The organism is Deinococcus radiotolerans, from assembly GCF_014647435.1.
Lineage (GTDB): Bacteria > Deinococcota > Deinococci > Deinococcales > Deinococcaceae > Deinococcus > Deinococcus radiotolerans.
Map to the genome: position 1 here is coordinate 699,716 of NZ_BMPE01000001.1, position 20,462 is coordinate 720,177.

At 67.0% G+C, this 20,462-nt stretch carries 24 protein-coding genes and 1 tRNA gene; 10 read left to right on the forward strand and 15 right to left on the reverse strand.

Annotated elements, in window-relative coordinates; genetic code table 11:
• Nucleotides 1-171: 171 nt before the first annotated feature.
• From IEY63_RS03355 to IEY63_RS03370, 4 genes are all read left to right on the forward strand, one after another.
• On the forward strand, nucleotides 172-1,731 hold the full coding sequence (locus IEY63_RS03355) for an ABC transporter ATP-binding protein (RefSeq protein ID WP_229784449.1): 1,560 nt from the start codon (nucleotides 172-174) through the stop codon (nucleotides 1,729-1,731).
• Nucleotides 1,732-1,742: 11 nt separating this feature from the next.
• Nucleotides 1,743-2,783, forward strand: coding sequence for an ABC transporter permease (locus IEY63_RS03360; RefSeq protein ID WP_189067522.1), 1,041 nt, complete (start codon nucleotides 1,743-1,745; stop codon nucleotides 2,781-2,783).
• A 30-nt stretch (nucleotides 2,784-2,813) separates the two neighbouring features.
• A complete protein-coding gene (locus tag IEY63_RS03365; protein WP_189067523.1) occupies nucleotides 2,814-3,707 on the forward strand; it encodes an ABC transporter permease in 894 nt (297 codons plus the stop codon).
• Between the two features lie 73 nt (nucleotides 3,708-3,780).
• On the forward strand, nucleotides 3,781-4,434 hold the full coding sequence (locus tag IEY63_RS03370; RefSeq protein ID WP_189067524.1) for a GNAT family N-acetyltransferase: 654 nt from the start codon (nucleotides 3,781-3,783) through the stop codon (nucleotides 4,432-4,434).
• Nucleotides 4,435-4,461: 27 nt separating this feature from the next.
• Here IEY63_RS03370 and IEY63_RS03375 read toward each other — a convergent pair whose 3' ends face one another.
• The 3 genes from IEY63_RS03375 to msrP all read right to left on the reverse strand — a co-directional run bounded on the left by IEY63_RS03375 (nucleotide 4,462) and on the right by msrP (nucleotide 7,199).
• A complete protein-coding gene (locus IEY63_RS03375; protein ID WP_189067525.1) occupies nucleotides 4,462-5,436 on the reverse strand; it encodes a PIG-L deacetylase family protein in 975 nt (324 codons plus the stop codon).
• Between the two features lie 105 nt (nucleotides 5,437-5,541).
• Nucleotides 5,542-6,201, reverse strand: coding sequence for a protein-methionine-sulfoxide reductase heme-binding subunit MsrQ (msrQ, locus tag IEY63_RS03380; RefSeq protein WP_505703248.1), 660 nt, complete (start codon nucleotides 6,199-6,201; stop codon nucleotides 5,542-5,544).
• The gene (msrP, locus tag IEY63_RS03385) at nucleotides 6,198-7,199 is read right to left on the reverse strand and encodes a protein-methionine-sulfoxide reductase catalytic subunit MsrP (RefSeq protein ID WP_189067526.1); all 1,002 of its coding nucleotides are present in this window, start codon (nucleotides 7,197-7,199) and stop codon (nucleotides 6,198-6,200) included. The genes msrQ and msrP overlap by 4 nt, the downstream gene beginning before the upstream one ends.
• 212 nt (nucleotides 7,200-7,411) lie before the next feature.
• Between msrP and IEY63_RS03390 the strand changes: the two genes are divergently transcribed.
• Entirely contained in the window at nucleotides 7,412-8,581 is a 1,170-nt protein-coding gene (locus IEY63_RS03390; RefSeq protein WP_189067527.1) for a BMP family ABC transporter substrate-binding protein, read from the forward strand.
• A gap of 52 nt (nucleotides 8,582-8,633) precedes the next feature.
• Here the strand turns inward: IEY63_RS03390 and IEY63_RS03395 are convergent, their stop codons facing one another.
• Nucleotides 8,634-9,257 carry an MBL fold metallo-hydrolase gene (locus tag IEY63_RS03395; RefSeq protein WP_229784451.1) on the reverse strand — a complete coding sequence of 208 codons (624 nt, stop codon included), beginning with the start codon at nucleotides 9,255-9,257 and terminating at the stop codon, nucleotides 8,634-8,636.
• Between the two features lie 38 nt (nucleotides 9,258-9,295).
• Here IEY63_RS03395 and IEY63_RS03400 point away from each other — a divergent pair, with 38 nt between their 5' ends.
• On the forward strand, nucleotides 9,296-9,868 hold the full coding sequence (locus IEY63_RS03400; RefSeq protein WP_189067529.1) for a peroxidase-related enzyme: 573 nt from the start codon (nucleotides 9,296-9,298) through the stop codon (nucleotides 9,866-9,868).
• Nucleotides 9,869-9,892: 24 nt separating this feature from the next.
• On the opposite strand, the gene IEY63_RS03405 is transcribed toward IEY63_RS03400, so the two are convergent.
• Genes IEY63_RS03405 through IEY63_RS03430 form a run of 6 tightly spaced genes read right to left on the reverse strand, consistent with a single transcriptional unit; the run spans nucleotide 9,893 to nucleotide 13,886 of the window.
• A complete protein-coding gene (locus IEY63_RS03405; RefSeq protein ID WP_189067530.1) occupies nucleotides 9,893-10,732 on the reverse strand; it encodes a hypothetical protein in 840 nt (279 codons plus the stop codon).
• 54 nt (nucleotides 10,733-10,786) lie between these two features.
• Nucleotides 10,787-11,623 (reverse strand): 3-hydroxyacyl-CoA dehydrogenase family protein, encoded by an 837-nt coding sequence (locus IEY63_RS03410; protein WP_189067531.1) that lies wholly within the window; start codon nucleotides 11,621-11,623, stop codon nucleotides 10,787-10,789.
• 12 nt (nucleotides 11,624-11,635) lie between these two features.
• Nucleotides 11,636-12,076 carry a WapI family immunity protein gene (locus tag IEY63_RS03415; protein WP_189067532.1) on the reverse strand — a complete coding sequence of 147 codons (441 nt, stop codon included), beginning with the start codon at nucleotides 12,074-12,076 and terminating at the stop codon, nucleotides 11,636-11,638.
• On the reverse strand, nucleotides 12,073-12,381 hold the full coding sequence (locus tag IEY63_RS03420; RefSeq protein WP_189067533.1) for a YciI family protein: 309 nt from the start codon (nucleotides 12,379-12,381) through the stop codon (nucleotides 12,073-12,075). The genes IEY63_RS03415 and IEY63_RS03420 overlap by 4 nt, the downstream gene beginning before the upstream one ends.
• A 5-nt stretch (nucleotides 12,382-12,386) precedes the next feature.
• Nucleotides 12,387-13,568 carry a thiolase family protein gene (locus IEY63_RS03425; RefSeq protein ID WP_189067534.1) on the reverse strand — a complete coding sequence of 394 codons (1,182 nt, stop codon included), beginning with the start codon at nucleotides 13,566-13,568 and terminating at the stop codon, nucleotides 12,387-12,389.
• Nucleotides 13,569-13,601: 33 nt separating this feature from the next.
• Nucleotides 13,602-13,886 carry a nucleoside triphosphate pyrophosphohydrolase gene (locus IEY63_RS03430; RefSeq protein ID WP_189067535.1) on the reverse strand — a complete coding sequence of 95 codons (285 nt, stop codon included), beginning with the start codon at nucleotides 13,884-13,886 and terminating at the stop codon, nucleotides 13,602-13,604.
• A gap of 313 nt (nucleotides 13,887-14,199) precedes the next feature.
• Between IEY63_RS03430 and ffh the strand changes: the two genes are divergently transcribed.
• The 3 genes from ffh to IEY63_RS03445 all read left to right on the forward strand — a co-directional run bounded on the left by ffh (nucleotide 14,200) and on the right by IEY63_RS03445 (nucleotide 16,219).
• Complete coding sequence (gene ffh / locus IEY63_RS03435; RefSeq protein WP_189067536.1) at nucleotides 14,200-15,540, forward strand: signal recognition particle protein; 1,341 nt, start codon at nucleotides 14,200-14,202, stop codon at nucleotides 15,538-15,540.
• A gap of 126 nt (nucleotides 15,541-15,666) precedes the next feature.
• Nucleotides 15,667-15,742 (forward strand) — tRNA-Lys (locus tag IEY63_RS03440).
• Between the two features lie 138 nt (nucleotides 15,743-15,880).
• Nucleotides 15,881-16,219 (forward strand): hypothetical protein, encoded by a 339-nt coding sequence (locus IEY63_RS03445; RefSeq protein WP_189067537.1) that lies wholly within the window; start codon nucleotides 15,881-15,883, stop codon nucleotides 16,217-16,219.
• Here the strand turns inward: IEY63_RS03445 and IEY63_RS03450 are convergent.
• The 3 genes from IEY63_RS03450 to IEY63_RS03460 are packed head-to-tail and all read right to left on the reverse strand — an operon-like array spanning nucleotide 16,216 to nucleotide 18,610.
• Entirely contained in the window at nucleotides 16,216-17,469 is a 1,254-nt protein-coding gene (locus IEY63_RS03450; protein WP_189067538.1) for a tyrosine-type recombinase/integrase, read from the reverse strand. The genes IEY63_RS03445 and IEY63_RS03450 overlap by 4 nt on opposite strands.
• Nucleotides 17,462-17,674 carry a helix-turn-helix domain-containing protein gene (locus IEY63_RS03455; protein ID WP_189067539.1) on the reverse strand — a complete coding sequence of 71 codons (213 nt, stop codon included), beginning with the start codon at nucleotides 17,672-17,674 and terminating at the stop codon, nucleotides 17,462-17,464. The genes IEY63_RS03450 and IEY63_RS03455 overlap by 8 nt, the downstream gene beginning before the upstream one ends.
• Before the next feature lie 21 nt (nucleotides 17,675-17,695).
• Nucleotides 17,696-18,610, reverse strand: coding sequence for a hypothetical protein (locus tag IEY63_RS03460; RefSeq protein ID WP_189067540.1), 915 nt, complete (start codon nucleotides 18,608-18,610; stop codon nucleotides 17,696-17,698).
• A 133-nt stretch (nucleotides 18,611-18,743) separates the two neighbouring features.
• On the opposite strand from IEY63_RS03460, the gene IEY63_RS03465 reads away from it, so the two are divergent.
• Complete coding sequence (locus IEY63_RS03465) at nucleotides 18,744-19,331, forward strand: hypothetical protein (protein WP_189067541.1); 588 nt, start codon at nucleotides 18,744-18,746, stop codon at nucleotides 19,329-19,331.
• A gap of 82 nt (nucleotides 19,332-19,413) precedes the next feature.
• Here the strand turns inward: IEY63_RS03465 and IEY63_RS03470 are convergent, their stop codons facing one another.
• Nucleotides 19,414-19,632: a hypothetical protein gene (locus IEY63_RS03470; RefSeq protein WP_189067542.1), complete on the reverse strand. Its 219-nt coding sequence runs from the start codon at nucleotides 19,630-19,632 to the stop codon at nucleotides 19,414-19,416.
• A gap of 127 nt (nucleotides 19,633-19,759) precedes the next feature.
• The gene (locus IEY63_RS03475; RefSeq protein WP_189067543.1) at nucleotides 19,760-20,284 is read right to left on the reverse strand and encodes a hypothetical protein; all 525 of its coding nucleotides are present in this window, start codon (nucleotides 20,282-20,284) and stop codon (nucleotides 19,760-19,762) included.
• Nucleotides 20,285-20,462: the final 178 nt, after the last annotated feature.

The window sequence follows — 20,462 nt, forward strand, 5'->3', positions numbered from 1 at the left end:
CGGCGGCCGTTGCCTCCTGTCCGGTGTCGGGGCGGACTGGCCTGAACGTGGGCCTGTTTGGGGGGGTGGGCTGCTGGGGGGCCGGTTGTTGGGTAGGCTGGCGGCACACTGGTTTAAGGTTCCGTGAAGGGACCGGCTGGGCGGGTGCCCGCCCCGGTGGAAGGATGGACTGTGGACCGAACCGAAGCTTCTGCCGGGCCGCCCGCGTTGCGGCTGAGTGGCATCACGAAACGATTTCCGGGTGTGGTCGCGAATGACGCGGTGGACCTGACGGTTCACGCGGGTGAGGTGCTGGCCCTGCTGGGCGAGAACGGCGCGGGGAAAAGCACACTGATCTCGATCCTGTACGGCCTGTACCAGCCGGACGATGGCGCGGTGGAACTGGCGGGCCAGGCGGTGCGGATCGGGAGTCCGGCGCAGGCGCAGCGGCTGGGGATCGGGCTGGTGCCGCAGCATCCGCTGCTGGTGTCGCGGCACACCGTGGCGGAGAATCTGGCGCTGGGCCGCGTGGGCGGGCTGTTCCCGGCGCGGCGCGTGGCGGGGCAGGTCCGTGAACTGTCCGCCCGGTACGGGCTGGAGGTGAACCCGGACGCGCGCGTGTCGGACCTGTCGCCCGGCGAGAAGCAGCGCGTGGAGATCGTGCGGGCCCTGCTGGGCGGCGCGCGGGTGCTGATCCTCGACGAGCCCACCAGCGTGCTGACCCCGCAGGAGGCCGAGGGCCTGTTCCGCGTGATGCGCGAACTGAAGGCGGACGGACGCAGCCTGATCTTCATCTCGCACAAGCTGGACGAGGTGCTCTCGGTGGCGGACCGCGTGACGGTGCTGCGCCGCGGCAGGGTCGTGGGCGGCGTATCCACGCAGGGCGCGACCCGTGAGAGCCTCGCGGAACTGATGGTGGGCCGCAGCGTGGACTTCACCCGCAAGCGCGCGGGTGGCCCGGCCGCCGACGCGGGCGCGCTGCTGAGCGTGCGGGACCTGAGTGCGCAGGGCGCGCGGGGCCTGCCCGCGCTGCGCGGCGTGAGCTTCGAGCTGCGCCGCGGCGAGGTACTCGGCGTGGCCGGGATCGCCGGGAACGGCCAGAGCGAACTGGTGGAGGTCCTGGCGGGCCTGCACGCGGCGACCGGGTCGGTCACGCTGGACGGGCAGGCGCTGACCGGGGACGCGGCGGCGCGCTTCCGCTCCGGCGTGGCGCACATTCCCGAGGACCGCATTCACAGCGGCACGGTGCCGAGCATGACGGTCGCGGAGAACCTCGCCCTGCGGGATTTTGAGCGGCCGCCGCTGGCGCGCGGACTGGCGCGTGACCTGACCGCCACGGACGAGCGGGCGCGGCGCGAGGTGGAAGCCTACGCGGTCGCCACGCCGGGCATTCACACGCCCACGCGGCTGCTGTCGGGCGGGAACATCCAGAAGCTGATCCTGGCGCGGGAACTGGCCGGGCAGCCGAAGCTGATCCTGGCGGTGCATCCCACGTACGGGCTGGATATCGGCGCGACCGATCAGGTGCACCGGGTGCTGCTGGACCGCACGGGCGACGGCGCGGGCGTGCTGCTGGTCAGCGAGGATCTGGACGAGCTGCTGAGCCTGTCGGACCGCGTGGCGGTCATGGTGGGCGGCGCGCTGCTGGGGCCGTTCCCGGTGGCCGAGGTGACGCGCGAGTCGCTGGGCCTGCTGATGGGCGGCGCGCACCCGCACTCCATTCCGGGTGCGGACCAGGGGGTGGTCGCGTGAGGTTCGTCGCAATGACGGCTCCCTCGGCGGCCCGCACGGCGCTGGTCACGGTGGCGTCGGTGGTGGTGGCCCTGCTGATCTGCGCGCTGGTGTTTGTGCTGGCGGGGCAGTCCCCGGCGGAGGTGTACGGCACGATGCTGCGCGGTACGCTGGGCGACCCGACCGGTCTGGCCGAGGTGGGGCGGCGCACCATTCCGCTGCTTCTGATCGGGGCGGGGCTGGCGCTGGCGTTCCGCGCGCAGTTCTTCAACATTGGCGCGGAGGGGCAGTTGCTGCTCGGCGCGGTGTTCGCGGCGGGCACGGCGCTGTTCCTGCCCATTCCGGGCGCGTTGCTCGTCCCGGCGGTGTTCGCGGCGGGCTTCGTCGGCGGGGGCCTGTGGGCGCTCGTGGCGGCGGCGCTGCGGCGCGTGAACGTGAACGAGATCCTCTCCACCCTGATGCTGAACTACATCGCGGTGGCGCTCGTCACGTACCTGATTGCCGGGCCGTGGAAGGGCAAGGACGTGCGCGGGTACATCTACACCGACACCTTCCCGCAGGGCGCGTGGCTGCCGACGTTCAGCGGCACGCAGGTGCACTGGCCCACGCTGCTGCTGGGTGTTGCGCTGGCGCTGGGCCTCCAGTGGCTCCTGACCCGCTCGACGTTCGGGTACGCGCTGCGTGTCGTGGGCGAGAACCCCGGCGCGGCGCACTACGCGGGCCTCAGCAGCACGCGGGTCGCCACGCTGGTCGCCCTCCTCACCGGGGGTCTGGCGGGCCTCGCGGGCGCGGGCGAGGTGGCGGGCATCCACCACCGCCTCCTGGAAGCCAGTCAGATCAGCCTCGGGTACGGCTTCACCGCCGTGATCGTCGCGTGGCTGGCGCGCGGGAACCCGGCGCTGTGCCTGATCACCGCGCCGCTGATGGGTGTGATCCTGGCGGGCGGGGACCTGCTGAAGATCGACCTGAACCTCCCGTTCCGCGTGGTGGACATCTTCAGCGGCGTGATCCTGCTGTGCCTGATCGCCTCCGAGGTATTCATCCGCCACCGCGTCAAGTGGGGCCGCGCGTGAGCCGACCCCTCTCCTCCACCGAGGTCCTGCATGGATAGCATTGTCATCGAGGCGCTCGTGCGCGCCCTGGCGGTCGGGACGCCGCTGCTGCTCGCGTGCCTGGGCGCCATCCTGAACGAACGCGCCGGGGTCGTGAACCTGGGCGTGGAGGGCATGATGGCCGTCGGCGCGCTCGCCGCGTTCGCGGTGGCCTCGAAAAGCCCGGACGCGAGCCTGTGGGCGGCGGTCGGCGCGGCCATGCTGGCAGGCGCGGCGCTGTCGGGGCTGCACGCCGTGGCCACCGTCACGCTGCGCGCCAACCAGTTCGTCAGCGGCCTCGCCCTGGCCCTGATCGGAACGGGCGCGGCGGGCCTGCTCGGCAAGAAGTTCGAGGGTCTGCCGCTGTTCAACAAGGTGCAGGACTGGACGCTGGGGAACTTCACGATCAGTCCATTCACGGTCGCCGCGCTGATCCTGGCGGCGCTGCTGGCCTTCTGGCTGACCGCCACCCGCAGCGGCCTGACCCTGCGCTCGGTCGGGGAGAACCCAGCGGCGGCGGACGTGCTGGGCGTGAACGTCGGCCTGACCCGCGTGCTGGCCGTGCTGGGCGGCGGCGCCCTGGCCGGACTGGCGGGCGCGTTCCTGTCCCTGTCCTACCGGTCCTCATGGGCGGACAACATGACCAACGGCCTGGGCTGGATCGCCGTGGCGCTGGTGATCTTCGTCGGGTGGCGTCCCCTGCGCGCCATTGCCGGGGCGCTGTTCTTCGGGTTCCTGTACTACCTGCAGTTCCGCCTGCAGGGCAACAGCAACGTCCCCACCGAGGTGTTCAGCGCCATGCCGTTCATCCTCGTGCTCGTCGTGCTGGCGCTGGCCGGCGTGCGCGGGCAGGCCGGGGACGCCCCCGCCGCGCTGGGCCGCGCGTACGTGCGCGGCGAACGCTAGACGCCCAGGCGCACAGAGAGAGGCCCGGTCACGCATCGACCGGGCCCCTCTCCGTGCCACGTACAGTGAGGGCATGACCGCCCTCGTGCGTCCCGTCCTGCCGTCCGATCAGCGGGCCGTGGGTGACATCGCCTACGCGACTGGGCTCTTCGGGGACAGTGCCCGGATCTTCTTTCCGGCTCCGGCGCTGTTCCGGGCGCTGTGGGTGGCGGCGTACTTCCGCGGCGCGGGTTTCGCCGGGTTCGTGGCCGAGGTGGACGCGCAGGTGGTCGGGTACATCCTGGGCGCCCCGGACGGGGGGCTGTACCGCGCTGGGCTGCGCCGCGCCGTGCCGGACGTGCTGGCCGCACTTCCGGCGCGCGGGGTGCTGGCGTGCCTGCCGTACCTGGGGCGCGCGGCGGTGTGGCACGCACCGCACGCGGACCCGGCGCGCTTCCCGGCGCACCTGCACCTGAATCTCCTGCCAGATGCCCGGGGGTACCGCCTGGGAGAGCGGCTCCTGCGGGCGCACCTGGACACCCTGGCGGGCGCGGGCGTGCCCGGCGTGCAGCTCTCCACCACCTCGGAGAACGAGGCCGCGCTGGGCCTGTACCGCAAGCTGGGTTTTCAGGTCATCCACGCCCGCGCCACGCGAATGTGGCGGCCCTGGCTGGGGCGGGAGACCACGCAGCTCGTGCTGGGCCTTGACCTGCGCGGCTGGCTGGAGGACCCGTCCGGTCCCGCCTGACCGGTCCCCGCGGCCTGGGGGCGTGGTCTAGGGCTGCCGGGGGCTGCCCGTGGGGGGCAGGGGGTCCGGGCTGAGGAGTTCGTTGCGCCGCACGAAGGCCCGCATGAAGCGGCCCATCACCTCGGTCTGCGTGCGGTACGTGTTCACGGCCTGCAACTTGACGCGCTCCTGTTCGGGCGTCAGGTCCGCGCGCAGCCAGGGCAACTGGCGCGCCAGGGGCGGCAGCGTCAGGGGGAGACTCTCGTGCAGGGCCTTGGGCAGCGGCCATTCCAGGCCGCCGTGCACCACCCAGTACCGCAGGCGGCCCTGCTGGGCGCGCTGGCTCATCAGGCGCAGCGCGATGTACGAGAGGGTGTGGTGGTCCGGGTGGAAGTCCTGCGGTGCTGGGGCCAGCACCAGGTCCGGCCGGACGTCGTCCAGCACCCGGCTGATGTCCGCTTCCAGGTTGCGGCCCGTGAAGGGCCGGCCGGGCGAGAGGGCCCCCTGCGCGTACACGCGGTTCGCGCGGGTGTGCGGCGCCGTGTACGGCTGGTCGTAGTTGGTGGTGAACAGGCGGAACAGGCCGCCGTCCGGGTAGCCCAGCATGAACGTGTGCGCGGCCGGGACGCCTAGGACGGTGGCGGCGGCGCGCGCTTCGGCGGCGCGGGTGTTGCCCAGGCGGCGCATGTTCTGCGCGCGCGGCAGCAGAACCTTCTGGGTGAGTGCAGCGTCGAATTCGAAGCCGTCCCCGGCGGTCATCCACGCGATGTACACGGCCGTGCCGGCCTGCGTGGCCTGCTGGATCAGGCCGGCGCAGCACAGCGTCTCGTCATCCGGGTGGGGCGAGAGCAGCAGCACCCGCTGCCCGGCCGTGAAGGCGGGCAGGGCGGGCAGGGCGGCCACGCGGGTGCTGCCGCGCAGGACCTCGCTGACCGGCAGGTTGATCCATGCCCACAGGGCCAGGAGGGCCAGCGCGGTCAGTCCGGCCAGCCAGGTTCGTTTGGGTCCTTGGAGCAGCCTCATGACGGGATCGGTTCGGAGCGGCGCTCCGGCTCCGACAGCATAGCGGCGCGCGGGGCTCGTGTCATGGCGGCCTGCCCTGGCCCTCCTGGGCGGTGGAGGACCTGCTCAGTCGGGTGCGGCCGTCCGGGGGCGCGTTCGCCCTGGGCGCCGGTTGGGCGCGCGGCGCGCCAGCCGGATCAGGAACAGCCCGGCAATCACGGCGGCGTAGATCAGCGGTTGCGTGTGGTCTTTTTTCACGCCCCAGTAGTAGTGCAGCGCGCCGAGACTGACGGCGACGTACGCCAGCTGGTGCAGGCGCGTCCAGCGCTGAAAGCCCAAGCGTTTCACGGCGCGGGGCGTGCTGGTCAGCGCGAGCGGCACGAGCAGCAGCAGCGCCGTGAAACCGGCCGTGATGAACGGGCGCTCGAGGACGTCCTCGGTCATCAGGGACAGGTCGAAGCCGTGGTCGAACAGGTAGATCAGAAAGTGCAGCGCGGCGTACCCGAAGGCCAGCAGGCCCAGCGTCTTGCGGATGCGGGCGGGCCACGTCCAGCCGGTCAGGAGGCGCAGGGGCGTGCAGGCCAGGGACAGCACCAGCAGCGCCAGCGTCAGCAGGCCGGTCTGTAAGGTGGCCCGCTGGATGGGGTTCGCGCCCAGCTGCCCGGTCGCGGCGTCCAGCAGCAGCACCGCGACCGGCAGCAATCCGCCCACGGTCACGGCGGGCGGCAGCCAGCTCAGGGACGCGCGGCGGGGCGCAGACGGGCGGGGCGGGGCTGGGCTGGTCAGAAGTACCGCCGCAGGTCCATGCCGTTGTAGAGCCCCGCGACCTGCTCGGCGTACCCGTTGAACGGCAGGGTCTTGCGCCGTCCCAGTTCCCCGATGCGGCGCTCGGTCGCCTGACTCCAGCGGGGGTGAGGCACGGCCGGGTTCACGTTCGCGTAGAACCCGTACTCCTGCGGGGCCGCCAGTGCCCAGGTGGTCTGGGGTTGCTTCTCGGTCAGGGTGATCCGCACGACGCTCTTGATGCTCTTGAAGCCGTACTTCCACGGGACGGCCAGCCGCAGGGGCGCTCCGTTCTGCCCCGGCAGGACCCGGCCGTCCAGGCCGACCGCCATGAAGGCCAGGGGGTGCAGCGCCTCGTCCAGGCGCAGGCCCTCCACGTACGGCCATTTCAGCACGGCCTGACGCTGCCCGGGAAACTGCTTGGGGTCCAGCAGGGCCGTGAACTGCACGTATTTCGCCTTACTCGTGGGTTCCAGGCGGCGGATCAGGGCGGCCAGCGGGAAACCCAGCCAGGGCATGACCATGCTCCAGCCTTCCACGCAGCGCATGCGGTACACGCGGTCCTCCAGTGGGAACCAGCCCTGCAGGGTGTCGATGTCCACCGTCATGGGCTTGCGGACCTCGCCGTCAATGCGGACGGTCCAGGGGCGCGTCTTGAGACTCCCGGCCAGGCGGGCGGGGTCGCCCTTGTCGAGGCCGAACTCGTAGAAGTTGTTGTATGACGTGGCCTGCGCGTACGGCGTGACGGCCTCGCTGGTGTCGTACGGACCCAGCGGGCGGGCTGGGCGGGTGAAGGCCGCGCCCTGCGCCTCGGCCGCGCCGGGACCGCCCGGGCGGCGCGTGAGCAGTTCCAGCCCCCCGCCCAGGGCGCCGGCCGTGGCGGTGAACAGGGCGGCGCTGCGCAGGAACTCCCGGCGTGGATTGGGACTGCCGGGTGTCAGGATGCGTCGTTCGCCCGGATCGGGGTCGGTACGGTCGGGCGAGGTGGGGTGTTCGCTCATGGGTGGACCTCCTGAACAGGTGTATGCAGGGTGCGCCGATTCGGTTTACGCCACTGTCACGCCGCGCACGGTACGCCGATGCTTCACAAGCTGCACGGCAGGCGGAGTGCGGCTGGGCGTGCAGGGGTGAATTCGGTCATGTTGTCTCTATCCTTCGCGACAGAATGAAGGCACAATAAAGGCACGCGTTACCCCTTCCCCGGAGGTTCACCATGAAGAAAGCACTTCTCGCTGCCCTGCCCCTGTCCCTGGCACTCCTGAGCACCGCCGCCAGCCCCGCCGCGCAGGCCCAGCAGACCGGCAAACTCAAGGCCTGCTTCATCTACGTCGGCCCGGTCGGCGACATCGGCTGGAGCTACGCCCACGACGAAGCCCGCAAGAAGACCGAGAAGGCCCTCCCCTGGCTCGAAACCAAATACGTGGAAAGCGTGCCCGAGGGACAGGCCATGCCCGTCATCGACCGGCTGGTCAAGGACAACTGCAAGGTCATCTTCACGACGTCCTTCGGCTTCATGGACCAGACTTACGACGCCGCCAAGAAGTACCCGAACGTGATCTTCGCGCACGCCAGCGGCTTCAAACGCCTGCCGAACATGGCCACCTACATGGCGGACTTCTACCAGCTGTATTACCTGAACGGCATGATGGCCGCCGCCGTCAGCAAGACGGACAAGCTCGGCTACGTGGGCGCGTTCCCCGTCCCGGAACTCAAGCGGCACATCAGCGCCTTCGCGATGGGCGCCCGCGCCGTGAATCCCAAGGCGACCGTCAGCGTCAAGTGGATCAACGCGTGGTTCGACCCCAACAAGGCCCGCGAGGCCGCCGAGGCCCTGATCAGCGAAGGCGCCGGCGCCCTGGCCTTCACCGAGGACACCGCGACCGTCGTGCAGACCGCCGCCGCCCGCAAGATCCCGTCCTTCGCGCACTACTCCCCCATGTACAAGTTCGCGCCCGACTACGTCGTCAGCGGCCAGCTGGTCCACTGGGAGAAGATCTACATCGACTTCCTGACCAAGGTCCGCACCGGCACCTACACCAACAAGAACCTCCAGAACGTCGACTACTGGAACCTGCTGCGCGGCGGCAGCGTCGAACTCGGCGCGCAGGACGGCATGGCCATCAACCCCAAATGGGTCCCCGCCCTGAAAGCCAAGACCATCACCGTCGCCGGCAAGAAAACCACCGTGTACGACCGCGTCATGGCCCTCAAGGCCGACATGGAAAAAGGCGGCAAGTTCGACCCGTACACCGGCCCCCTCAAAGACCGCAACGGCATCCTGCGCGTCCCCGCCGGGAAAGTCGCCAGCATCGCCGACCTGAACAACATGGCCTGGGTCGCCCCTGGCGTCACCGGCCAGGTCGCCGACGAACCCAAGAAGTAAAACTGTAGAAGGTTGACCGTTGATGGTTGATGGAGGGTCGCAATCCCCTCCGTCAACCATCGACTCGTTCGGCACGCATACGGATCTGCCCCGGCGTGAGTCGACCGCCGTGCCCGGGCCAGATCTCGCGCAGATCGAGGTCCACCATTGCCTTCAGGGTACTGAGGGCCTGCGCGTGATCGTGGTTGTACGCCGCGCGGGGCAGATGTGCGCCACCCGCCCCCCCGACCACCGCGTCCCCGGCAATCAGCACGCCGTCCCTCAGCAGCCCGATCTGACCCAGCGTGTGCCCCGGCAGGTGCACCACCTGCCACCCCAGCACCGTCTCACCCGGCCCCGCCGCCTGCACGGAGCGGAGTTTCGGATGCGCGCGCGAGATCACGCGCCCCAGCGCCGGGAACCCCGCCGGGTAGGGCAGGTCGTGCGACTGACCCAGCAGAGCCGGATGCTCCAGCGGGTGCGCCAGCACCGACACGCCCGCCCGCGCCGCCAGGAACGCGTTCCCCGCGTGATCCACGTGCGCGTGCGTCAGCACCACCACGTCCGGCTGAAACTGACCCAGCAGGCGCGCGAAAACAGGAGCGTGAGACAGCGCGCCGCTATCGACCAGCACGCGACCCTGCGGGGTGCTGAGCAAATACACGTTCGCGTACAGGGGACGGACCACCAGATTCACGCGCCCGATCATGCCACGCGGCGTACCCTGGAAGTCCCATGAACCGGATCTCCTGGCTGGCCGTCCCCGACGAAGCGACCGCACCCGAAGGCGTGCAGAAACTCTGGGCGAAAGCCCAGGCGAACCTGGGATTCATACCCAACGTGTTCCGCGCGCAGGCGCTGAACCCTGACACGTTCCTCGCGTGGTGGAACGACTTCAACACCCTCGTCAACCGCGAAGGCCACCTGAGCAACGCCGACCGCGAACTCTTGGCCGTGGTCGTCAGCGGCCTGAACCGCTGCGTGTACTGCGCCGTCTCCCACGGCGCCGCCCTGCGCGAATACACCGGCGACCCCACCCTGGCCGACACGGTCGCCGTGAACTGGCGCCACGCCACCCTCACGGCCCAGCAGACCGCGCTGTGCGCCTACGCCGAAAAACTCACCCTCACGCCCGCCCACATGACCGAAACAGACCTGCACGACCTCCGCGCAGCAGGCCTCAGCGACCCCACCATCCTGGAAGCCACGCAGGTCATCGGCATGTTCAACATGACCAACCGCGTCAGCAGCGCCCTGAGCTTCACCCCCAACGCCGAATACCACGGGAAAGGGCGGCCTCAACCCTGATCAGCCGCCCCTCCCCGCCAACTATCAATCGCGTGAGTACCCTGTGGCGCGCCAGCCACACCCTGAGCGGACCAGCGTCACCGTTCCAGGGTACGTCTCGGAAGTTGCAGTGCTCGACCCGCGGGGCACGAGGGTAATCGTGACACTGCCATTCACAGTCGCGGTGTTGCCACTGATACTGACGCCACCGACATTCACCTGATAAGAGAAGCTACTGAACCCAGCCGAATAGGAACTTGCCGCTGCCGTCAGCACCTGATTTGCAGCCGAAATCGTGGCGGACCGCACGGCTGCCCGATCCTGCTCAGAGGTCAGGTTGCAGGATTCAGGTGCACTGCTTGCGCCAGGCGCTGAGTCCACAGCCGCCCCTATGCCGGTTCCAGCGAAACGACTCAGGTCACCAACATTCACGCGGTACGTGACCCCCAGCGCCAGACGTGGACCGTAGATGGGCGCCAGTACTGTGCTGACGCGCTGCACGCCAGCCTCCAAGAACCCCTCGACGGGTACGAGGTCCAGGCCCACGCGCGCCCCCACACCGGCGAACAGCACGCCGGAACCGGCCTGCACGCCACCGCCGCCCAGCACGTACCCGTGCACCAGACCGGCGTCGAACACATCAAAGGTTACACCCGCATCAAATGCGGTGGCGCCTCCCTGGCCCTGCACCCCCGTACGGCAGTACGCGCCCTGGACGAAACCGCCCACGCGTCCCTCCTGCAAGCCGGCGCGCGCACCGGCAACTTGGCAGGACAGGCCCAGGCTGCTGGTGGCACTCAGGCGCAGGTCCGCCGCATGAGCGTTCCCGGACAGGGTGACAGCAGAGAGCAGAGCGAACGATGCGAGCCAATGGCGTTTGAGCATGCCGAGTTCTAACACAGGAACATGACGTTCCGCTGCCATTCCTACCGGTCGGGTTCAGTACGTGTAGAAACCCTGCCCGCTCTTGCGGCCCAGCAGGCCCGCCTGCACCATCTTGCGCAGCAGCGGGCTGGGGCGGTACTTGTCGTCGCCCAGGCCTTTGTGCAGAACTTCCATGATGGCGAGGCAGGTGTCCAGCCCGATGAAGTCCGCCAGGGTCAGCGGGCCCATGGGGTGGTTCATGCCGAGCTTCATGATCCCGTCGATCGCTTCGGGCTCCGCGACGCCTTCCATGACGCACTGAATGGCCTCGTTCAGCATGGGCATCAGGATGCGGTTGCTGACGAAGCCGGGGAAGTCGTTGCAGGCCAGGGGGGTCTTACCCATCCGCTCGGCGGTCTGCGTGACGAACTGCGCGGTCTCGTCGCTAGTGCTGTAGCCCCGGATGACCTCGACCAGTTGCATCAGCGGTACGGGGTTCATGAAGTGCATCCCGATGAACTTCTCCGGGCGGCCCGACGCGCTGGCGAGCGCCGTGATCGGAATGCTGCTCGTGTTGCTCGCCAGGATGCCGTCCGGCTTCACGATCTGCCCCAGCTGCCGGAACAGGTCGGCCTTCACCCCCTCGTTCTCCACGATGGCCTCCACGACCAGATCGCAGTCCGCGAACGCGTTCAGGTCCGTCGTGAACTCCATGCGGCCCAGGATCACGTCCGGCGTGTCCGTCAGGCGGCCCTTCTCGTGCAGTTTCGCCAGTGATTTCTCGATCACGGCGCGGCCCCGGTCGAGGAACTCCTGCTTCACGTCCTGCACGACCACCTCGAATCCACTCTGCGCGGCGACCTGCGCGATGCCGCCGCCCATCTGTCCAGCTCCGATCACTCCGAATTTCATAGGAACTCCTGTTCAGTCCGGTCTGCCCCGGACGGGAAAACGTTCGAGAATGGTTTCCAACTGCCGGATGATTCCGGGCAGGTAGGTCTGGTCGAGTTGCAGCTCGAATGTGTGAGTCTGCGTCAGGGGGTCCGGAGTCAATTCAATCCTTGTGAGGATCTCCCCCGTGGAGCCGCATTCGAGGTGCATTCCCAGGTTCGGCTCCAGGGGATGAAGGTCTGCTGTTCCAGTCAGTGTCTCGTTCATGCGCCGCAGTTCCGTCAGGAACCCGCCGAGCTCACTTGTCATCAGGAATGGTCCCGTGACGTGCACCCAGGCCTGTCCGGGCAGGTCAACCTCCGCGGCGACATCCAGCCAGTTGGCGTCCCAGAAGTCCTCCCCTTCAATCAAAGGGCCCTGATGGACGGTCACCTTGAGGGCTCCGACCTGAAAAGTCAGTCCCTCCAGACTCATTCGACCAGTGGGACGCCCTCAATCTGCACGGCTTTGCCGCGTTTGACGGGGTTGAAGGCGGTGTACTTGTAGCGGGAGCAGCCCGACTGGACGAAGGGGTCGTGGTCGAACAGGTCCATGAGGTCCTGCAACGTGTCGGCCTGCGCGACGATCACGCCGCCGGTGTGGTCGACCTTGCGGCCGCTGATGAGGAACACGCCGCTTTTGTAGTGCTGGTCGAGCCATTCGCGGTGGGCGGGCGTGACCTGGGCGATCTCGTCGGCGGGTTTGAGGTAGGTGCTCTCGATGATCCACAGAGTCGTCATGGTGCTCAGCCTACCCGCTTGACCGCGAGGGCGAGGCCGTTGCCGCCGCCCATGCAGAGGGTGGCGATGCCGGTTTCCTTGTTCTGCTGCTTCAGGGCGTGCAGGAGGGTGACGAGGATGCGCGCGCCGCTGGCGCCGATGGGGTGGCCGAGGGCGACGGCGCCGCCGTTCACGTTCACGCGGGCGGGGTCGAGGCCGAGTTCGCGGGCGACGGCGAGACTCTGGACGCTGAATGCCTCGTTCAGTTCCCACAGGTCCACGTCACCCGCCCGCCAGCCGAGCTTGCTCAGGAGTTTCTGCGTGGCGGGGACGGGCGTCATCATGACCCACTCGGGGGCGAGGCCGCCCGTGGCGTAGTCGATGATCTGGGCCAGGGGGGTGAGGCCGTGCGCCTGGGCGAAGTCGGCGCTGACGACCATCAGGCTGGCCGCGCCGTCGTTGAGGCCGGGGGCGTTCCCGGCGGTGACTGAGCCGTCCTTCTTGAAGGCGGGTTTCAGGCGGCCCAGGGTCTCCTCGCTGGTGTCGGCGCGGGGGCCCTCGTCGGTGTCCACAACGGTGTCGCCCTTGCGGCCCTTGACGGTCACGGGGACGATCTCGTCGGTGAAGCGGCCGTCCTGCTGCGCGGCGATGGCGCGGCGGTGGCTCTGGGTGGCGTAGGCGTCCTGTTCCTCGCGGCCAATGGCGTACTTCTCGGCGACGCGCTCGCCGGTCAGGCCCATGCCCTCGTCGTTGATGGAGCACCAAAGGCCGTCGTGGGTGTTCGCGTCAAGGACCTGCGCGCGGCCCAGGCGGTAGCCCTTGCGCGCGCCGGGCAGGAGGTGCGGGGCGTTGCTCATGCTTTCCATGCCCCCGGCGAGGACGGCGTGCTGGTCCCTGGCGCGGATGCTCTGCGCGGCGAGGATCACGGCTTTCAGGCCGCTGCCGCACACCTTGTTGATGGTCAGCGCGCCGACCTCGTGGGTCAGTCCGGCTTTTAGGGCGGCCTGCCGGGCGGGGTTCTGCCCGCTGCCCGCCTGCACGACCTGCCCCATGACGACTTCCTCGATCAGGGCGGCGTCCAGGCCGCTGCGGCGCAGGGTTTCACGCAGGGTGGTGGCGCCCAGGTCGACGGCGCTGACGCTCTCGAGGCTGCCGAGGAACTTCCCGGTGGGCGTGCGGCTGGCCGCGACGATCACTGCTCTTTGCATGCGCGCAGCATAGCGCGCGTTGCCTAACGGGCGTTAGGTTGGCGTCCACCACACCCGGCCCGCGAAGCCGCCCCGCGCGTCCGCCTTAGCGCGGCGCAGCGCCTCCAGCTCCTCCGGGCTCAGGCCATGCAGGGCCGCCAGGGCCCGCAGGACTTCCAGCACGTCTGCCAGTTCCTCGGCCTCGCCGGCGTTGAGGTACTCCGCGACCTCCTCCTCCAGCTTGGCACGCAGCGCGGCGCGGTACTCCCCCTCCGTCAGCGTGCGGATCTGCCCGCCAAACAGTTCCGGGATGCGGTCACGGACGAGTTTGCCAGTCATCTACAGATCCTAGACTCCCGACTGCGGTGAAAACCGCTGCCGCTCGAAGGTTGCTTTGATGACCAGCCGGCGAGCTTCACGGCCTTCCATCACACCCTGGACAGCATGTGACAGCTCCAGGAGGCCGTGGCCTGCTGTAGTCCACAGGTGTCCGATGGCCTCACGTGGCGTGGATCCCGAATGGAGCAGGGCGGTCAGAGCCGCTTCAAGTTCCGGGTTCTTCCAGGAGGACCGACATCACCAACATTCTGACCTGCCCTGTGCCGGTGCGTGCGGCACAGACGCGCCTGAGGCTGCGTGGTAGCGTGACAGCATGTTTGAGTCCCTGGGCAACAAGTTGCAGGACATCCTGGACCGAGTGGGTAAGGAACGCCAGCTGACCGAGGCGCAGGTCAAGGCCGCGATGCGCGAGATCCGCATGGCGCTGCTGGAAGCCGACGTGAACTTCGGCGTCGCGAAGGACTTCGTGGCGAAGGTCAGCGAGAAAGCTGTCGGGCAGTCGGTCGAGGGCAGCCTGACCGCCGGGCAGACCGTCGTGAAACTCGTGCATGACGAGCTGATCGAGACGCTGGGCGGCAAGACCATCCAGCCGGAACTGAAGACCGAGGGCAACGTCTGGTTCATGGTGGGCCTCCAGGGGGCCGGGAAGACGACCAGCACCGGCAAGCTCGCCGCGCATTACAAGAGCAAGGGCCGCCGCGTGCTGCTCGTCGCGGCTGACACGCAGCGCCCCGCCGCGCGCGACCAGCTGGAAGTCCTCGCGAAGCAGGTGGGTGTGCCGGTCCTGAAGGTCGCGGATGGCGAGAGTCCCGCCGAGACGAAACGCCGCGTGGACGAGCATCTGAAGACCGACTTCCGTGACCTCGTGATCGTGGACACCGCCGGCCGCCTCCAGATCGACGAGGCGCTGATGGACCAGCTGGCCGACCTCCAGCGCGTCATGCAGCCCACCGAGAGCCTGCTCGTCGTGGACGCCATGACCGGGCAGGAGGCGCTGAACGTCGCGCAGACCTTCGACCAGCGCGTGAACGTCACGGGCCTGATCATCACGAAGATGGACGGCGACGCGCGCGGCGGCGCGGCCCTCAGCGCGCGCAGCGTGACCGGCAAACCCATCTACTTCGCGGGCACCAGCGAGAAGATCGCCGGACTGGACGCCTTCCACCCAGACCGGGTCGCGGGACGCATCCTCGGCATGGGCGACGTGCTCGGCCTGATCGAACGTGCGCAGCAGGCCGACCTGAAAGCCATGGAGGTCAAGAAGCCCGGCGATTTCGACTTGGAAGACCTGCTGCTTCAACTGCGGCAGATCCGCAAGATGGGCCCGCTGGGCGACCTGCTGAAGCTCATTCCCGGCATGAGCCGCGCGCTGCCCGAGGGCTTCAACATCGACGAGGCCCAGCTTCAGCGGATCGACGCGATGATCAGCTCCATGACCGTCAAGGAACGCCGCAACCCGAAGATCATCGACGGGCGCCGCCGCAAACGCATTGCGGCGGGTAGCGGCCACAGCGTGCAGGACATCAACAAGCTCCTGAAGATGCACGAGCAGATGAAGGACATGATGAAGATGCTCCAGCGCATGAGCGGCCCCGGTGCCAAGGGCATGAAGCCACCCCGCATGCCCAACGTCCCCCCCAGCCTCAAGCGCTGAACCCCAACCATCAACGCCCGCTCCTGCGCTTCAGCCAGGGCGGGTGTTGACACTCCAGCACCCGGCCCATATACTCACTCCCGCTGAGAACGCGCCCACACGGCCCGCAGCGAGACAAGACCACCTGGGTCGTTAGCTCAATCGGTAGAGCAGCTGACTTTTAATCAGCGGGTTGTAGGTTCAAGTCCTACACGACCCACCAGGAAAACCCCCGTACAGACGGGGGTTTTTGCTTTCGTCGTGCATTGTGGCACTGCTACATCTACCGGACTGCCACAACCGTGCCACATCCAGAAAGATTTGCGCTTCCATTCCATCACCTGAGGACTACGATTTCCCTATGGATCAGCTAGGTCGCCTCACAGCACGGGAATACCATGGACGGCTCAAGGAAGCCCTTGAGCGGTACAGACTTGAAAGGGCGAGAACACTTGCTCTAGTAGAGGAAGCTCACGATGCCTTGTCGAAACTTCAGGAAATCGAAGAGTACAAGGCTATGAACATGGGAGATTCTGGCGGCGGGCTAGCTGCGACTCCGAAAGGCGAAGCTATTCAGTACGCTGCCGATGTTCTGGGAGAGATTGTGGGTGACCTGTGGAACTTGTTCAATGAGCTTGACGTTGAGGAAGATCCAGCACAGATCGACCTGGACGGGCTCTACTCAATCTCTAAGCCCTAGTTAGTAGACGCGTTGAATCGAGGAAAGAAGTCGGACAAGTCGAAGGCCGCCTCTTCGCGCTGCTCGTCGTACAGGTGGGTGTAGGTGCGCAGGGTGAAGCCCACGTCCGCATGCCCCAGCCGTTCACTGACGGTCTTGGGTGGGATGCCGCGCCGGATCATCAGGGACGCGGCGGTGTGCCTCATGTCGTGGAAGCGGATGGTGGGCACCCCCGACGCGGCGATAAGTTCCCGGTGGTACCGGTTCAGGTTGCGCGGGTCAATGTGCGTTCCGATCTCCGACGCGAACACGAAGCCCCCGCGTTCACTGCCCGCCCATGCGTCCTGCGCCCGCTCCTGCTCTGCCTGCTGACGTTCCCGGTGCGCCTGCAGGACGGCCAGGGTGCCCGCAGACAGGATGATGGTGCGGCGTGATCCGGCCGTCTTGGGCGTGTCCAGCTGAGCCGTGACCCGGCTGATCGTGCGGCGTTCCTGCACCTGCTCGCCGGTCTTGCGGCTCTTGTGGGCCGGGATGACGCGCCCCTGCGCTTCGGTGCGGATCTCGACGAGGTTGTGGCGGACGGTGAGGCGCGAGCGTTCCCAGTCGACGTCATCCCACTGCAGGCCCAACAGTTCGCCGCGCCGCATGCCCGTCATCAGCCCCAGGTAGAACGCGGCGTGCATGCGGTGCCCCTGGGCGGCATCGAGGAACTTGGCGACCTGTTCCGGGGTCCACACCTGCATTTCCTGCCGTGTGGCCTTCGGCGGGGTGATCGCGTCCGCGACGTTGCGCGGGAGCATCTGCCAGCGCACCGCCTGCCGTAGGGCCATCTTGAGCACGCGCAGGGTGTACGCAAGCACCTGCGCCGACTTCCCTTCTTTGCGCAGGGCGTTCAGTACCCGCTCGACGTCCAGGGGGCGCAACTTGTCCAGCTTCATGCGCCCGATATGGGGGCGGATGTACAGGCGGTCGGTGTCCCGATAGGACCGCAGGGTGTTCGGCTTCACCCCGTCACGTTCCTTCGCGTCCAGCCATCGGTCGATGAACTGGGCCACCGTTGCCCCTTCCGAGTCGGCCAGCATGCCGGTGTGGAGTTCGGTACGCAGTTGCGCCATCTTCTGCTGCACGTCCGCTTTCGTCTTGCCGCTGACCCAGCGGCGCTCCATGCGGTCGCCGTCGTATCCGATCACGACACTGCCCTTCCAGCCCACCACCTTGCCGTCCTTGCGCCGGGCACTGATGGTGCCTTCCCCGTTGGCTCGCTTACCCATTGCGCCGCCCCGCCTTCTTCGCCACGAGTTCCAGCCCGAGCGCCTGCAGGAGCGCCACCCACCCGTCAGGAATCCGCCCCGACTTCCCGGTGAGCATCCGGCTCACCTGTGAACGGGGCATGTCCAGCTGGTCGGCAAGCTGCTGGTGAGTCAATCCCCGGCGCTCCACCTCGATCCTGACGGCATTCAACACGCTTTCGTTCATGAACTATTGTAACATATTTTGTTACTCATCTAATACTGACATTCCCGACAGCTCTGCCAGCATTTTTGTTCGCGAGTTATCCCACCTCTCGATCTTGCCCTTTATGGAAGCTTCGATTTTTGCCTTCTGCCTATCAGATATCTTCTGTTCATCGGTTAATTGGCTTCTTTCCCTAACAAATTCATACAAACTGGTCCCCATGATCTCCCCATTGGAGGCCCTCAAAGATCCTCCCTGCGGGTCTATACGGTGACCCAGCTTTCCATTTATCTTTCTTGGTCGAATGACAGATGTGAACATGAATCCCGGCATCATTGCGAATGTTATTAAAACATTATTCAAATAAAACGCCTGAGAGTCCACCGATCGCATCATGTGAAATCCCATTCTTTCGGGATGACCACGTCTTATTGAAAATGAATGGTCGGACTCCTCTACACTCATCACATTCTCTCCAGAGTCCGTAAATATCACATAGCTTTCGATACCATTACCGTTATTAGTTTTTCCCATTAGATATCTCCGCAAATATTCTTTTGCGGTAGCGAAGTGTCTATAATTGAGATCTTTTCTGCGTTCAGGACGCAGCTCTTCAAGAAGAAGAATTCTTAAAGCTAACGAGTAAGCGAACTTCAGAAGGCGGTCGTCGTATTCAAAATCAAACGAGTCCGCTTCTAAACGGGGTTTAAAAAAGTTTTCAATGAAGTACTTTTCATACCCACTAATCAAACTGCCGTCACAGTCCTCGCAAAGCATTTTCGCAGTAATGCCATCCTGAACTCTCCTATTAGGATCGCCAGCGCTCCTCAAGAATCCAGTAGCCGACGTTCTCTTAATCCAGTTAATAACACTGTCGGCAATGATGTGGCTGTCAACCAACTTGACTTCATCGCCACATAAACCGCATGTCACTCGCGTTTGGAATGCTGTAGCCATTTGATGCACATCATATTCCCAACCTCACGATTGACACGCAAATTTGAAGCGCATGCGTGCGCGAAGTGGGTTCCTGCACCACACAGCGATCGGCTACATTTCTCGGAAACTCCGACCATAATATACTTTACATATGAAAGGTGGTCGCAAATATAAAGCGCAGGGCGATGCGTTCAGCCACGCGGTTCACGCAGGCCAGGGGCCGCGCACAGCCGTCGCCTGCACGCACGCCCGTACCGGCCGCCACTACGCCCGCCGGGTCAACGTGGACGAGTGCCGGGCACTTTCAGCCGGGACAATCCCGACCACTTGGGCCAGGACGTTGCCCGGACTGGCCTGGGTGCCGGGCAGCGGCGCGATCAGCCTGGACGTCCTGCCGGAGTCAGTGTGGGTGGCCTTTGCACCGCTGACGGCCCGCAGGACTGCACCGCGCCGGTTGATCTGCCCCCACTGCACCCGCCCCTGCCGCAGCGTCTACGCGTCACCCTACGGGCCGCAGGGCCAGCCGGACGAACAGGTGGGGTGTCGCGCCTGCCTGGGCCTCACGCACCCGGCCCGCCAGCGCCACAAGTGCCCCGACTGGGCCGCACAGGTGCTCGAACACCCTCAGAACCACTCCCCTACCACCCGGCGCCGCGCCCTGCAGGTCATAAACGGCAGCGCCTCCCGCATCCTGCACGCGGTCAGACTGGCAGGCCACATTGAGCCGTTGGAAAAATAACGCGACGACGATTCACACTCGCCGCCGCCCACCTTCCCCCCCTACCCCCGGTGTAAGGGGCAGGGGCCGAAGGATCTTTCGGTCAGACCACCGCGCCGGACGTCGGCAGGGCGTCCAACAGGGCGACCGTCACCACCTCGTCGACGAGTGACGGGGGCAGGTGGGCGGACAGTTCGGCTCGCACGATTTGAACCGCGTGGGCGACAGCCGCAGATGCACCGTCCTGCAGGGCATCCGGCAAGGGGGGCAGGAAGAGGCCTTCAGCGACATTCAGGCGGGCAGGGCAAGATGACTCGTTCAAGAGGGGCCTCCGGGGACGCCACGACCGACACAACGCGCCGCCGGGTCGGGCAGTGGGGGGGGGAAAGATCAGAGGCCAACAGACAACAGTACGCAAGCGGACTGGGGCATTTGAAACACGTAGGGAACTACGCGGCACCCGACACTCCCCTGGGCAGGCGGGGCAGGTAGGCCGTCCAGGTCAGGCGGGGCAGTCGACCCTGCAGGCGGGCAGCGGCGTGATCGGTGGCCGCCGCGTGGAGCGTCGCGGCGTTGGGCCGGTGCCAGCGTCCCCCTTGATCACGCCAGGAGCACGCGCGGGCGTCGGCAGGTTTGGCAAGGTACGCCAGCAGGCCCACCGGGTCGGTCACGGCTGTGCAGCGGGCATGCTGGGGCAGGTCAGCGCGGGCAGCGGCGCTGGTCAGAACGTGGACGTGCAGCAGCCCGTGCCGCCCCACTTCCAACTTCGCCCAGACAGGATGCCCGCCCAGCACCGCCTGCACCCGCCCCCGCGCCATCTCCCCCACCTCGACGCGGTACACGTCCGCGTGCGGCCCGTGATACAGGGGCAGCGTCACGAGCGCCAGCGCACCAGGGGACACCGCGAGCAGCCGCGCCAGCACGCCCGCCTCACGCTGCACAGCGACCCGCCGCCTCTTTCGGGTGGTGTCCACCAGACCATCTGGAAGGTAAGGACCGTGCCACACGCATCAGGCCCGCTCACCAGGACCGGTGAAGCCTTGATCCTGCAATTCCAGCAGAACATGCTCACCGGCAGAACGTCGCACCGGGTCGGGGGACCGCACCCAATCAGCGGCAAGGGCATACAGCAGGCGCAGACGGTCCTTGACG